The 14,342-nt window shown below is 66.0% G+C and carries 11 protein-coding genes; 10 read left to right on the forward strand and 1 reads right to left on the reverse strand.

Features of this window, described 5'->3' with window-relative positions; genetic code table 11:
- Positions 1–287: 287 nt before the first annotated feature.
- The gene (locus tag RKP46_RS17340) at positions 288–1,121 is read right to left on the reverse strand and encodes an ATP-binding protein (protein WP_311107779.1); all 834 of its coding nucleotides are present in this window, start codon (positions 1,119–1,121) and stop codon (positions 288–290) included.
- A 123-nt stretch (positions 1,122–1,244) separates the two neighbouring features.
- Between RKP46_RS17340 and RKP46_RS17345 the strand changes: the two genes are divergently transcribed.
- The 10 genes from RKP46_RS17345 to RKP46_RS17390 all read left to right on the forward strand — a co-directional run.
- Positions 1,245–1,862 carry a response regulator gene (locus RKP46_RS17345; protein WP_311107780.1) on the forward strand — a complete coding sequence of 206 codons (618 nt, stop codon included), beginning with the start codon at positions 1,245–1,247 and terminating at the stop codon, positions 1,860–1,862.
- A 640-nt stretch (positions 1,863–2,502) separates the two neighbouring features.
- Positions 2,503–4,140, forward strand: a complete 1,638-nt coding sequence (locus tag RKP46_RS17350) for a methyl-accepting chemotaxis protein (protein WP_311107781.1) — start codon at positions 2,503–2,505, stop codon at positions 4,138–4,140.
- Positions 4,141–4,825: 685 nt separating this feature from the next.
- Positions 4,826–5,194 carry a response regulator gene (locus tag RKP46_RS17355; RefSeq protein WP_311107782.1) on the forward strand — a complete coding sequence of 123 codons (369 nt, stop codon included), beginning with the start codon at positions 4,826–4,828 and terminating at the stop codon, positions 5,192–5,194.
- A gap of 12 nt (positions 5,195–5,206) precedes the next feature.
- Positions 5,207–6,559: a methyl-accepting chemotaxis protein gene (locus RKP46_RS17360; protein ID WP_311107783.1), complete on the forward strand. Its 1,353-nt coding sequence runs from the start codon at positions 5,207–5,209 to the stop codon at positions 6,557–6,559.
- A 33-nt stretch (positions 6,560–6,592) separates the two neighbouring features.
- Positions 6,593–6,898 carry an STAS domain-containing protein gene (locus RKP46_RS17365; protein ID WP_311107784.1) on the forward strand — a complete coding sequence of 102 codons (306 nt, stop codon included), beginning with the start codon at positions 6,593–6,595 and terminating at the stop codon, positions 6,896–6,898.
- A gap of 46 nt (positions 6,899–6,944) precedes the next feature.
- Entirely contained in the window at positions 6,945–9,131 is a 2,187-nt protein-coding gene (locus RKP46_RS17370; protein ID WP_311107785.1) for a chemotaxis protein CheA, read from the forward strand.
- Positions 9,132–9,637: 506 nt separating this feature from the next.
- A complete protein-coding gene (locus tag RKP46_RS17375) occupies positions 9,638–11,290 on the forward strand; it encodes a methyl-accepting chemotaxis protein (RefSeq protein ID WP_311107786.1) in 1,653 nt (550 codons plus the stop codon).
- Positions 11,291–11,303: 13 nt separating this feature from the next.
- Entirely contained in the window at positions 11,304–11,888 is a 585-nt protein-coding gene (locus RKP46_RS17380; protein ID WP_311107787.1) for a chemotaxis protein CheW, read from the forward strand.
- 204 nt (positions 11,889–12,092) lie between these two features.
- Complete coding sequence (locus RKP46_RS17385) at positions 12,093–13,901, forward strand: methyl-accepting chemotaxis protein (protein WP_311107788.1); 1,809 nt, start codon at positions 12,093–12,095, stop codon at positions 13,899–13,901.
- 251 nt (positions 13,902–14,152) lie between these two features.
- Positions 14,153–14,342, forward strand: a 190-nt coding sequence (locus RKP46_RS17390; protein ID WP_311107789.1) for a hypothetical protein, incomplete at its 3' end; no start/stop codon positions are given.

Here is a 14,342-nt window from a genome sequence, read left to right on the forward strand (position 1 = left end):
ACAATTCGGCGCATGGGCTGGGCGCCTTTCTCTCCGGGCGCTCGTCAAGCTTCCCGCGATAGCAGCGGTTCTCCAGCCCTCCCAGCTCCCAATGCGTCCCAGCTTTCTTCAGGACGCGTTCCTTCTCAAAGGCTCTCCGTTCCCGGGATGCGCGAGCGCCTCAGCCCTCGGGGAGAGGAAGACGTCACAAGCGTGGAGCTCACTGACGCCGGCACGGGATGCGCGCCGTGGGCAGGTCGCTGGACTGGCCGGGCTGGCGGGCAGCAGGCGGCGGCAGCCGCCTCGCCTCATTGCCCAGCAACCGGCGCGCGCGCGCGCGGCAGAAAGACGGCAAGCTCGCTGCCCGCCACCGGCGGGCTGACGACCTGCACATGGCCACCATTCAAGTGCGCCAGCGCGTGCACCGCGGTCAAGCCCAGACCGATGGCGCCGCTCGCATGGCGCGTCGTGAAGAAGGGCTCGAAAACGCGCTGGCGCAGCGCCAGCGGGATGCCCGGCCCCTGGTCGCTTACCGCCAGACGGACGAAATCGCCGGCGAACGCCTGCCCACACGAGGTGCAGGCTTCTTCCCGCACAAACCGAACGACGCGGGCCGACAAGACGACCGAACCTGGGCTGACCTGCGCCTCGCGTGCGTTGCGGCAAAGATTGTGCAGAATGCGTTGCACGTGCGCGCGGGCGATCGCCGGCGGCGGCAGATCGTCGTCGATCGCGATCACCAGACTCACCCCCGGCGCAAACGAATCGGCCAGTTGGCCGACCAGTTCCCGGGCCAGCACGGCGAGCGAGACCAGATCCGCCGGTGCCGGTGCCCCGCGCGCCAGTCCGGCCAACTGCTCGACCAGCGCGCGCGCGCGCTGACCGGCTTCTTCGATCTCCCCGAAGTACGAACGCAGGCGCGGCAGCGTATCGGCGGTCGCCGGCAGACTCCGGCCGAGCGCCGCGAAGCCGCTGATCGATACCAGCAGGTTGTTGAAATCATGGACCACGCCGGCCGACACCGCGCCCATCGCCAGGACCCGGTCGAGGCGCTGCCGCAGAGGCGGCGTCTCGCCACCGGGCTGCTCGTCGTCTTCTTTCCCGGGCAGCACCTCGCCCAGCGAATTCCTCACTTCCGTCATCGATCGTCCCTCCAAAGTCTGGCTGTAGCGCATTTTCCGCCCTTTTTTCGGCGCGCACGTATAATCAAGGCCCCTGCGCGTCTGATCGTTCTGGAACCTGGTCGACCGATTCGCCAAAGTGCCATGACTCAATCCATGCCGCTCACCACCGTCTGCATCGTCGACGACGACGTTCAGGTTCGACGCTACCTGGTCGATGTGCTCGCCAGCATCGGCCTCGCCACGCTCGAGTTTTCCTCGGGCGAGGACTTCATGCGCCGCTGGCGACCCGGCGAAACGGGTTGCGTTCTGCTCGACATCCGCATGCCACGCATCACCGGACCGGAAATCCACGACTGGCTACGGCAGCGCAGCCCGCAGGTGCCGGTCATCTTTCTTTCCGGCTACGCCGACGTTCCAACCGCCGTACGCGCGATGCGCCTTGGTGCCTTCGATGTCATCGAGAAGCCCTTCAACGTTCAGCACCTGATCGAGCGCGTAAACACAGCCCTGCACCTTGCCGAAGAACGACGCGCCGCCGAAACGAATTCCGCCAGCAGTTGGCGGCAGTCGCTGACCCCACGCGAGCAGGACATCCTGAGCGCGATCATCAGCGGCAAGCGCAACAAGCTGATCGCGGCCGAACTGGGAATCAGCGAACGCACCGTCGAAAGCCATCGCGCCAGCATCATGGCGAAGGCCAAGGCCCACAGCGCGGCCGAACTGGTGGCGATGGCCGTCGGACAAGCGCCCGCTAGCTGAACCCTCGACACACCGCTTGCCGGCGGAGCTTGATCGCTGCTCGCCGGTCCCCCCTTGCTGCGCACGCCACGTGTTCTGCCTGCCCGATCAAGGCTTGGCGGCAGCGCCGACGCCCGCTGCCTGCGCTGGAGCCCGGCAGACAAGCATCCGATGCAATCCGCGAGAAGCCTTCTCTGCCCAGGACGTCACCGCGTGTCACCTGCGCTGCGGACCGAGGATCGTATCTCCGTGTTTCTACTGAGGCCTGCGTGTATTTGCGGATTCTCCTCCGACGCCAGTCCAGTTAGGCTCCAGCCTCAAGCAAGCCGGCGCGACCACAAGCTGACCGCCGCGCACGCCTTGAGAAACCTTGGGGACTCCAGATGGCAAAGAAGATCTCCCGCCTTGACGATTCGGCAAGCGTAACGCGCAGCGCAGCGCCGCGCGCGTGCTCAATTCATCTGCTGCGGCGTCCGCCAAAAACCGCCACGACCAACCCCGGCCGGCGTTGCTTGCACGCCGTGATCGATGCCAGACCCGCGTTGCACCAGCTCGCCACCCGCGAAGACACGGCGGTGCCGCCAGCGCTCCCCGAGCACGGGTTGAGGCCAGCCGCCTTCACCCCAAACTCGACGGGCTGTCCAGCCGCTAAGGAAGAAGCATGATCAAGAATCTGCGTATCGGTGCCCGCCTGGGGCTTGGTTTCGGCATCGTCCTCGCCCTGCTCGCTGCCCTCGCCATCGTCTCCTACAACCGCACCCAACTGCTGGCAGAGGGAATCGCCGAGTTGGTCGAAGACCGCTTTCCGAAGACGGTCTGGGCGAACGAGGTGATCGAGCAGATCAACGTCGTCGCCCGTGCTGTTCGTAACGCAATCATTCTCAGCGAACAGGCCGAGGTGCAGAAGGAACTCGAGCGCATCATCGAAGCCCGTACGAGGGCGACTGAAGCGCTCGCCAAACTGGAGAAGTCGGTCAATACCGAGGCCGGCAAGAGACTGCTCGGCAAGATGATCGATGCGCGCAAGGTCTTTGCCGACGAGATGGATCAGCTCATCGTCAAGGCCAAAGCGGGCCAGCGTGAGGAAGCACGGGCGCAGTTGGTAGGCAGCTATCGCAAGGTGCAGAACGACTACCTGGAAGCGACACGCAACTTCATCGACTTCCAGGTCTCGTTGATGAATGAGACTGGCGCACGCGCCGAGCAGGACGCCAGGCAGGCGAGGCTGATCATTCTCGGCCTCTCCGTCGGCGCTTTTCTGCTTGGCATCGGATTCGCGTTCTGGATCACCCGTTCGATCACTCGACCGATCAACGAGGCGGTGCGCGCTGCGAATGCGCTCGCCGGCGGCGACCTCGCAGTCGACATCAGCTCGCACAGCCAGGACGAAGTCGGCCAGTTGCTGGCGGCGATGCGCGCGATGGTCGACAAGCTGAGTGAAATCATCGGCCAGGTACGCACTGCCGCCGACAACCTCGGCAACGCCTCCGGCCAGGTTTCGGCGACCGCACAGTCGCTATCGCAATCGGCCAGCGAACAGGCAGCCTCGGTCGAGGAAAGCACCGCCAGCATGGAACAAATGAGTTCTTCGATCGTCCAGAACACCGACAACGCGCGGGTCACCGACGGCATGGCCGCCAGCGCTGCACGCCAGGCGGTCGAGGGCGGCGAAGCCGTCGGGCGGACGGTCGAGGCGATGCGCAGCATTGCCGAGAAGATCGGCATCGTCGACGAAATTGCCTACCAGACCAACCTGCTGGCGCTCAACGCGGCGATCGAAGCGGCACGCGCCGGCGAACACGGCAAGGGCTTCGCGGTCGTTGCTGCCGAAGTCAGGAAGCTTGCCGAACGCAGCCAGGTTGCTGCGCAGGAGATCAGCAACGTCGCGCAGGACTCGGTCAAGCTCGCGGAACGAGCCGGGACGCTGCTCGGCGAAATGGTGCCAGCGATCAGAAAGACCTCCGAGCTCGTTCAGCAAATCGCCGCCGCGTCCAGCGAGCAATCGGCCAGCGTCGGCCAGATGAACGGCGCGATGGGCCAGTTGAATCAGGCGACGCAGCAGAACGCGTCCGCCTCGGAAGAACTGGCCGCCACCGCCGAGGAACTCGGTGGACAAGCCGCCCAGTTGCAGGAGTTGATGACTTTCTTCCGCCTTGCCGACAGCCTCGGTTCGCCGACCGCCGCCAGGGCGAGCACGCCCGCTTTGTCCACCGCACGCGCCGGCCGACCGCTCACGCGCCAAGCGGCGAAGTCGCCGGCTGGCGCAGCGCCGTCAGAACATGACTTCGAACGCTTCTGACCCGGCCGCGAGACGGCCAGCGCCAAGGCGGCCCACTCCGGCCATGCCTTCCCCAGCGAGTTCGCGCTTACCGTGCCACTCCCGACTGCCACACCGCTTGATCCGCGGCAGCGAAGGGGGGCGCGCGCAGCGTGCAAGCTCACCCGGAACTGCCCCTGACTTGGGAGAAAACCATGTGCACAAGAAGCTTCCAGTTGCCCCCGACCGTGAGCCGCGTTTCGGTTGCCTGCTCGGCGCGACCGCGTCGACTTCGTCAGCCGGATGGCGCCCAACGCCTGCTCGCCGGCCACCCTGGGCAATATCGCTGGCGCACCATCGGACGCGGAAATCACTGGCCTTGCCGATGCCGCTAAGGTCGTCAGGCGAATAGCCTTGCGCGCCGCAAGCGACCGGTGTACGGCGATCGGCGACGAGCCGGGCTCGCCGCGCCGGAGAATCGATGCAGCGAAGTTCCACTTGAAGGTCATTGCCGGCGCAGGCAAACAAGCCCATCCGGCTGCCCTCGTGCCGACAGCGCGCGCCCGGCCGGGCTGGCCGCGGCGCGCCCGGCGCTCGTCCTTCTCCGTACTTCTACTGAGCCCTGCGTAGATGTTCGGATAGCCGAGGCGCAGCGCCTCGACTAGTCTGTAGTCATCAGCAAAAGCACGCGACGGCCTTGCCATCGCGTCCTGGTAAAGGGCTCAACATGGCAAAGACAATCTTCCTTGTCGATGATTCGACGACCATCCTGCTCAGCGTCTCGAGCATTCTGGGCAAAGCGGGCTACGCCGTCGAAAAAGCCGCCAACGCCGAGGAAGCACTGCAAAAGTTCAACAACGGGGTGAAGGTCGACCTCCTGATCACCGACCTCAACATGCCCGGGATGAACGGCATCGAGCTGATCAAGAAGGTTCGTTCGCTCACTGCCTACCGCTTCCTGCCCATCCTATTCCTGACCACCGAGTCGCAACAAAGCCGCAAGGTGGAAGCCAAGGCGGCCGGGGCGTCGGGCTGGATCGTCAAGCCGGCGACCGCCGACGACCTGCTCAACACGATCAAGCTCGTGCTCAAGTAGGAAACGCGCACCATGGCCACGCCGCCCAACGAACTCTACCGCCAGTTCCGACAACGCACGCTGCTCACCGGTGTCGCGGCGACAATCGCTGCGGTCGTCGCCGTCTTTCTCTGCCATGGCCTCTACAACGAGATCCTCGGCCGCGGTTTCGGGCTCGGCGACCGCAGCATCGACACGCTGATGACCTTCTGCGGACTGCTTCTGTTCGTTGCCGTGCAGCACCTGGCCTCGCGCCTGCTCTATCACGACGCGCACATGGGAATCGACTCGCAGCTCAAGGACGAACGCCCCCCCTGCCCGTCGAACAAGGTCTGCCAGCGCGTCGCCCTGCCCGAACTGCGTGACTTTCCGCGTTTCAACCAGATTCTCGTCGGCCACTTGCGCAGCGTCGTCGAGCAGACCGAGAAGGCCGCTTTCGACGTGACTTCACGCCTGCAGACGATCGACGACGTGGTCACCGAGCTCAACGGCTTCGTCTCCGCTGCCGCCGCCGAAGCCGAGTCGATGGCGCAGCATTCCGAGGGCACGCGCGTCGCCAATCGCCAGTTGATCGACCGACTGAAGGCCTTCATCGCCCAACGCATCGACGAAACGGCAGCCGATGCGGCGCGCAGCGCCGACGCCGTGCGCGAAGCGAAGGCACTGCAAGCGCTGGTCGACCTGATCCGGCACATCGCCGGCCAGACCAATCTGCTCGCCCTCAACGCCGCCATCGAGGCCGCGCGCGCCGGCGAGGCAGGGCGCGGCTTCGCGGTCGTTGCCGACGAAGTGCGCAAGCTCTCGCACGAAACTGAGACGGCAGTGAAGAAGATCAACGACGGCATCGCAGCCGTCGCGCGCATCATCGAGAGTCAGTCATCCGAGCGCGTCGCCCGCTCGCACATCGACGAGGAGCGCGACAGCCTGGAGCGTTTCGCCCAGCAGCTCGAAGCGCTCGGCACCAGCTACGAAGACCTCACTGCACGCGAGCGCAGCATCCTGGCAACGATCAACCAGAGCAGCGGAAAACTCGCTGCGATGTTCCTCGACGCGCTGGCCAGCGTGCAGTTCCAGGACGTGACGCGGCAGCAGATCGAACAGGTGATCGGTGGCATCGAGCGCCTCGACCGCCAATCCGAAGCGCTGGCCGGTGTGCTTGAAGCGGGCGTCGACGTGCGCCGCGAGGACGCCGTCGAACCGCTGGCGAAACAGATGGAACAGGTCTTTTCGAGCTACGTGATGGATCAGCAACGCAGCGCCCACCAGCAGGCGATGCGCGCTGCTCCCGCCAACCAGGCGCGCTCAGCCACGCGCCCGGGCGCCGGGGCTGGCGCTGACGCGGCGGCGCGCGCCGCGCCGAAGCCAAGCAACGTCGAACTGTTCTGAACTGCATCAGCCGCTCACCAGGAGGGCATCACCATGGACGACTCCCCGGTCAAACACCTCGTCATCGACGACGACATGACGATCTACCAGGCGTTGGCACAGAAGGAACAGTTGCTCGCCGCGCTCGCCGCGAGCGAACACCTCGAACTCGATCTCGCCGGCGTGGCGACGATGGACACCGCCGGCCTGCAACTGCTCATCCTGCTCAAGCGCGAAGCGCTGCAGCAAGGCAAGCTGCTGACGATCAGCCGACACAGTCCGGCTGTCCGTCATGTCCTCGATTTCTGCAATCTGGTCGCCGCTTTCGGCGACCCGCTGATCATCCCGGCGAACGCCTGAAGCCGCCGACCGCGACGATCGAACGACCCAACCAGGAGCCCAGCCGATGGACGAACTGACCAGTACCTTCGTCACCGAAAGCCGCGACCAGTTGCTGGCGATGGAGGACGGACTGCTCAAACTCGAGCAGGCGCCCGACGACGCAAGCAATCTCGGCGCCATTTTCCGCGCGGCGCACACCATCAAGGGCGGTGCCGGCGTCGTCGAATGCCACTACATCGAAGCCTTCACGCACAAGGTCGAGAACGTCCTCGACAAGCTGCGCAATGGCGAGATTCCGGTCAGCGGCGAACTGTCGACCGTCCTCCTCGAATGCTGCGACCACCTTGGTGCACTGCTCGACGCGCTGGCCAACGGCCTGCCGCAGCCCGAGGCGGCCGTCCAGCAACGCGGCGACGCCTTGCTCGCCGAGCTGAGCCGCAAGTTTCTCGGCGAGGACGCAGCCGGCGGCGCCTTGCCCGTCGAACACGAGGCAGATCTCGCCGCCTCGGGTGGCGGCATCGTCGTCACCGACGCCTGGCACATCTCGCTGCGCTTCGGGCCCGGTGTGCTCAAGAACGGCACCGACCCGCTGTCGTTCCTGCACTACCTCACTTCGCTCGGCGAGATCATCTCGCTCACCACGCTCGCCGACGCGATGCCGGGCGCCGCTCAGATGGACCCCGAGTGCTGCTACCTGGGCTTCGAGCTGCGTTTTCAGACGCGCGCCTCGAAAGCGCAGATCGAAAGCGTCTTCGACTTCGTGCGCGACGAGTGCACGCTGCACATCCTGCCGCCGAACTCGAAGATCGAGGAGTACCTGAAGCTGATTGACCAGTTGCCCGAGGACAGCATGCGCCTGGGCGAGATTCTCGTCCGCTCGGGCGCCCTGACGCAGTCCGAACTCGAGGCCGGCCTGGCTGCCCAGTCGGGCGCCGCGGCAGCCGGCGAAATGGCGGCACCGCCGCCGATCGGCGAAATTCTCGTCGGACAGAAGGTGGTCCATAAGGAAATCGTCGAAGCGGCTGCCAATCGGCAGGCCGCCGTCAACGAGAAGAAGGCGGGCGAGGCACGCATGATTCGCGTGCACGCCGACAAGCTCGACCAGTTGATCGACCTGGTCGGCGAACTCGTCATCGCCGGTGCGGGCACCAGCCTGCTCGCCCAGCGCAGCGGCTACTCCGAGCTGATCGAATCGACCTCGGTGCTGCGTCGTCTGGTCGAGGACATCCGCGACTCGGCGCTGCAACTGCGTATGGTGCAGATCGGCGAGACCTTCAACCGCTTCAACCGCGTCGTCCGCGACGGCTCGCGCGAACTCGGCAAGAGCATCGATCTGCTGATCACCGGCGCCGAAACCGAACTCGACAAGTCGGTGGTCGAGAAGCTCGGCGATCCGCTGATGCATCTCGTGCGCAACGCCATCGACCACGGCATCGAAACGCCGGCCGTGCGCGCGCAGCGCGGCAAACCCGAAAACGGCACCGTCCAGCTCAACGCCTATCACGATTCGGGCAGCATCGTCATCGAAGTGATCGACGACGGTGGCGGACTGCCGAAAGAGAAGATCCGCGCGAAAGCGATCGAGCGCGGCCTGCTCGACCCGGCCGCCACGCTCACCGAGCACGAGATCATCAACCTGATCTTCGAAGCCGGCTTCTCGACCGCCGACCAGGTGACCAACATCTCCGGCCGCGGTGTCGGCATGGACGTCGTCCGCCGCAACATCCAGGGTCTGCGCGGCAGCGTCGAGGTGAGCACGAACGAAGGCCAGGGCTCGACCTTCACCGTTCGCCTGCCGCTGACGCTGGCGATCATCGACGGCTTCCTGACCGGCGTCGGCAAAGCCGCCTACGTCGTGCCGCTCGAATCGGTCGTCGAATGCATCGAACTGACCGAGACGACCGCCGGGCGCAACTATCTCAACCTGCGCGGCGAGGTGCTGCCTTTCGTCCGCCTGCGCGAGCTTTTCGAAATCGGCGGCGAAGTCCCCGCGCGCCAGAACGTGGTCATCGTGCACTACGCCGGTCGCAAGGCCGGGCTGGTCGTCGATACGCTGCTCGGCGAGTTCCAGACGGTGATCAAGCCGCTCGGCGTCCTCTTCCGCCATCTGCGCGGGATCGGCGGCTCGACCATCCTGGGCAGCGGCGAGGTCGCGCTGATCCTCGACGTACCCGCGCTGGTCGGCCTGGTCGGCAGCAGCGAGGAGCGGCGACTCGCCGCGCCGCGCCGCGAAACGGCGCTTACGCCGTGAACCGCCAACGCCATCCGTTCGCTGTCGGGCGCGTGCCGGCGTACCTGCGCCCGGCCAGCCTCGCCCGGAGCAGCGGTGCCGATGACCCCCCGCATCGGCCCCCTGCCCCGAGCGAGCTGGCGCCGGCGCCCCGGCGCCATGACGAAAGGCTTTGCCCGTTCGCCGCGCGCGCTGGCGCGCTGCCCGGCGGAAAGCGCCAAGTGTTTGAACGATCGCTCGCCGATTGGCTGCGCGATCTGCTTCTGAAAGTGTTGTACCAAGACGGTTCGGGCCATTGCGCTGATCGCCCGGACCCGCATCACCGACCGCATGCGTGCCGACCCCGTCCAGGGCAATGGCAGATTCGCCGGCAGGCCCACGCCGTCCGCGCCAGCAACCGCCCGTTGCTGCCACGCAGCCGGCGTGAACTGCTGGCGAGTTTGAGCAGCAAGGGCAGCCCGCCGCTTGTGCCACCGAGATGCTCGCCGTGATCAACGCTGTTGTTTCTCGAGTCAAAGGAGTCTGTCATGCTTAACAATCTGCGCATCGGCGCGCGTCTGATTGCCAGCTTTGCGCTGGTCATCGCCATTTTGGTCGCCATCAGCATCCTGGCCGTCGTGCGAATGAACGACCTGAACAATGCGATCAACGAGGCGGTCGACGTCCGCTATCCAATGACCGCGCTGGGCGCGGACGCCATACAGGAAACGCTCGACAACGGGCGCGAGATCCGCAATGCTGCGCTGGCCGGCAACCTGCCCGAGGCCGAAAAGGCGCTCGCCGCGATCGACAAGAACCGCAACGATTTCAACAGCGACCTGGGCAAGATCGAGAAACTGGTCAACACCGAGCGCGGTCGCGAGCTGCTGCGCGTCGTACGCGAAAAGGAGAAGCGGCTCGCCGCTGAATTCGACGAAGCGTACAAGCTGGCGCGTAACGACCGGGCGGCGCTCGCCGCGTTCATCCGCAGCAACATTGCGCCGAACAACAACGCGCTGGTGCAGGCCCTGCAGGAGTTCAACCAGTTCCAAGGCAAAATGATGGAGAAGGCCGGCCGGGATACCGACGTCATGTACGAGACCGGACGCAACCTGGTCGTCGGCGGCGCGATCATCGCCACCTTGTTGTCCGCGCTGCTCGGTTTCCTGCTCACGCGTTCGATCACGCGGCCGGTCGGCGAAGCCCTGAACGCCGCCAACGCGCTCGCCGCGGGCGATCTGACGGTCGACATCCAGATCAGGGGCAAGGACGAAGTCGGCCAACTGATGAGCGCGATGCACGCCATGGTCGGCAAGCTCGGCGAGATCATCGGCGAGGTGCGCGGCGCCGCCGACAACCTCGCCAACGCCTCCGGCCAGGTCTCGGCGACCGCGCAGTCCTTGTCGCAGTCGGCCAGCGAACAGGCGGCCTCGGTCGAGGAAAGCACCGCCAGCATGGAACAGATGAGCGCCTCGATCGTCCAGAACACCGAGAATGCGAAGGTAACCGATGGCATGGCCTCGACCGCCGCCCGCCAGGCTGCCGAGGGCGGCGAAGCGGTCGGCCGGACGGTCGAAGCGATGAAGAGCATCGCCGAAAAGATTGGCATCGTCGACGACATCGCCTACCAGACGAACCTGCTGGCGCTCAACGCAGCGATCGAGGCGGCGCGCGCCGGCGAACACGGCAAGGGCTTCGCGGTCGTCGCCGCCGAAGTGCGCAAGCTGGCCGAACGCAGCCAGGTCGCCGCGCAGGAAATCGGCAATGTCGCCAAGGATTCGGTCAAGCTCGCTGAACGCGCCGGCACGCTGCTCGGCGAAATGGTGCCCTCGATCAAGAAGACTTCCGACCTGGTGCAGGAAATCACCGCCGCGTCGCAGGAACAGACAGCCGGCGTCGGGCAGATCAACGGTGCGATGAGCCAGTTGAACCAGGCGACGCAGCAGAACGCCTCGGCCTCCGAGGAACTCGCCGCGACCGCCGAAGAACTCGGCGGTCAGGCCGGTCAGTTGCAGGAACTGATGACCTTCTTCCGGCTGGCCGACAGCGGCCGGTCGCCAACGACCACGCGGCGAGCCGCCGCGGCCGGTCGAACGCCACGTGCCAGCGCGCCGCCGCCAGCAGCGCCGCGCGCCCGCTCCGGCGGGCGGCCAGCCGCTGCAGCAACGCCGACCGCTACCCACGACTTCGAACGCTTCTGAGGGAGAGCCAACAATGAGCCTGATCGCCCACAACCAAGCGCCGGCCGGGCCCGCCAACGCACTCGTCCGAACAGGCGCCGGCAGCGTCCGTCTGGCCGCCGCCGACGCCCCGCAGCAATACCTGACCTTCCTCCTGGGCGGCGAGATGTTTGCCGTTGCCATCCTGAACGTCAAGGAAATCATCGAGTACGGCAGCCTCACCGAAATCCCGATGATGCCGCCGTTCATTCGCGGCGTGATCAACCTGCGCGGCGCCGTCGTGCCGGTGATCGACCTCGCCGCGCGCTTTGGCGGCACGCCGAGCCGGGTCGGCAAGCGTTCGTGCATCGTCATCCTCGAAGTCAGCGAGGGCGACGCGCGACACGACATCGGCGTCATGGTCGATGCCGTATCCGAGGTGATCGAAATTCCCGGCAGCGAGATCGAACCGCCACCGACCTTCGGCGCCAGAATCCGCGCCGACTTCATCCAGGGAATGGGCAAGGTGGCCAACCGCTTCGTCATCATCCTCAACATCGTCAAGGTGTTGTCGGTGGACGAGATCGTTCTCCTGGCACAGGTCGCCAACAGCGAAGCCGGCGGCACGACATGCAACTAGAGTCGGCCTCGGCCACGCCCGGGCGAGCTCGCTCAGGCGCGCGCTGACCAGCGAAACAGGCACCTCGCCGCAACTGACCGCGAAGGCGCCGCGGCCGGCCCCGGCCGCCCGACGAAATGCTTCGGAGTGCTGCTCAGCGCGCGCAGTGCGGCACAGTTTCGACGCAATTGTGACTTGACAGCACCACACCGAAAGGGACCCGCAATGAACAAGACGCTCACGATCAGGCAGGTTTTCATCGCGCTCGGCTCAACGACCGCCGTCCTCATGGGCCTGCTCTGCCTCATCACCTACCTGACCAACGCAGCCTATCAGGAGGTGCGCCGGGCCGACCATTCGCGCTACCACTCGTATCTGCTCGCCGACGAGTTGCGCCAGTCGTCGGACGACCTCACCCGCCTTGCGCGCACCTTCGTCGTCACGGGCGATGCTCGCTATGAACAGCAATACCTCGACATCCTGGCAATCCGCAACGGGAACAAGCCGCGCCCGCAAAGCTACGAGCGGATCTACTGGGACTTCGTCGCTGCCAACGACGCGCCGCCACGCCCGGACGAAAAGGCAGTGCCCCTGCTCGATCTGATGCGCGCCCAAGGCTTTACCAGCGATGAACTGGCCAAGCTCGAGGAGGCGAAGGCCAATTCCGACGCCCTGGTGAAGACCGAGACGCTGGCGATGACCGCAGTGCGCAACTCAGCGCGCGAGGCCGGTGGCAGCCAGGCGAAGACCGCAACCAAGGATGCGACGAACACTCTCTCGCGCCAACAGGCGGTCGAGATGATGCACGACCGCAACTACCACATCAACAAAGCCAAGATCATGAAGCCGGTCGATGAGTTCTTTGCCATGCTCGACAAGCGCACGTCGACCGCCGGGCAGCGAGCCGCCGAGATTGCCCACCGCCTCCAGCTCGCCACCTACGCCGTGCTGGTTCTGGCGATCGTCGTCCTGGCCGCTTCGCTCCTGTTGACCTATCGCTGGCTGATGAAGCACTTGGGCGGCGAACCAGCAGCGATTGGCGCAACGATGGAGCGTCTGGCCGCCGGCGATCTCTCGGTCGAGGTCAACACGCGCAGCGACGACACGAGCAGCGCGGCCTGGTCGATCAGGACGATGGTCGAGCAGCAGCGCGACATCATCGGCAAGGTGCGGATCGCCGCCGACAACCTGTCGAATGCCTCTGGCCAGGTTTCGGTGACCGCGCAGTCGCTCTCGCAGTCGGCCAGCGAGCAGGCGGCGTCGGTCGAGGAAAGCACCGCCAGCATGGAAGAGATGAGCGCCTCGATCGTGCGCAATACCGAGAATGCCAAGGTCACCGACGGCATGGCGGCGGCTGCCGCGCGTCAGGCGACCGAGGGCGGCGAGGCGGTCGGGCGCACCGTCGAAGCGATGCGCACGATTGCCGAAAAGATCGGCATCGTCGACGACATCGCTTACCAGACGAACCTGCTGGCACTCAACGCGGCGATCGAGGCGGCGCGCGCCGGCGAGCACGGCAAGGGCTTCGCGGTCGTCGCGGCGGAGGTCAGGAAACTCGCCGAACGCAGCCAGGTCGCGGCGCAGGAAATCGGCAATGTGGCCAAGGAGTCGGTCAAACTCGCCGAACACGCCGGAGCGCTGCTCGGCGAGATGGTGCCAGCGATCCGGAAGACGTCCAACCTGGTGCAGGAAATTGCCGCGGCGTCGCAGGAGCAATCGGCCGGCGTTGGCCAGATCAACGGCGCGATGGGGCAACTGAACCAGGCGACACAGCACAACGCCTCGGCCTCGGAGGAACTCGCCGCGACCGCCGAGGAACTTGGCGGGCAGGCCGCGCAACTGCAGGAGCTGATGACCTTCTTCCGTCTGGCCGAAGGCGAACAGTCGACCAACATCGCCGCGCGCCGGACGACCACCGCCAGCCGCACGCAGCGCGCTGCCGCTGCGCCACCGGCCACCGCGACGCGCGCCCGTGCACCAGGGCGCGCACCGGCCGCCAAGCCCGCCAGCGAGCACGACTTCCAACGCTTCTGAGCCCGCGGCAGCGATGAACCTGATCATCCACCGGCGCAACATGTCGCCGCCGACGGGAGGCGGGCGTAGCGGCGCCAGCAACGGCCGGAGATGACTGAAAGAGAGCGCGAGCGGAACGATCCTGGAGGCCGCTCGCCAGCCTTCCACGCAGGGCGAAGCCAAGCGGCTTGCCCGTGCGCCGGGAACGAACACGCGTTGCAAGATGGTGACCTGCTGCCGCCTGAGTTGCCCAACTGACCAGACTTCATGCCATGAATGTTGCCAGCAGAGCCAGAATCGAGCGTCACCTCGTCGCCGGAATCGACAGCGCTTCGCCGTGGGCAGCGATTCTCGACCAGGCGGGCGTTGCCGTTGCCGTACTCGACGCCGACTTTGCCTTCCTGGGTGTCAGCCCGAGCTACGCCGATGCGATTGGCAAACCGGTAGCGTTCTTTCCTGGCC

It is taken from the genome of Accumulibacter sp., from assembly GCF_031732815.1.
Lineage (GTDB): Bacteria > Pseudomonadota > Gammaproteobacteria > Burkholderiales > Rhodocyclaceae > Accumulibacter.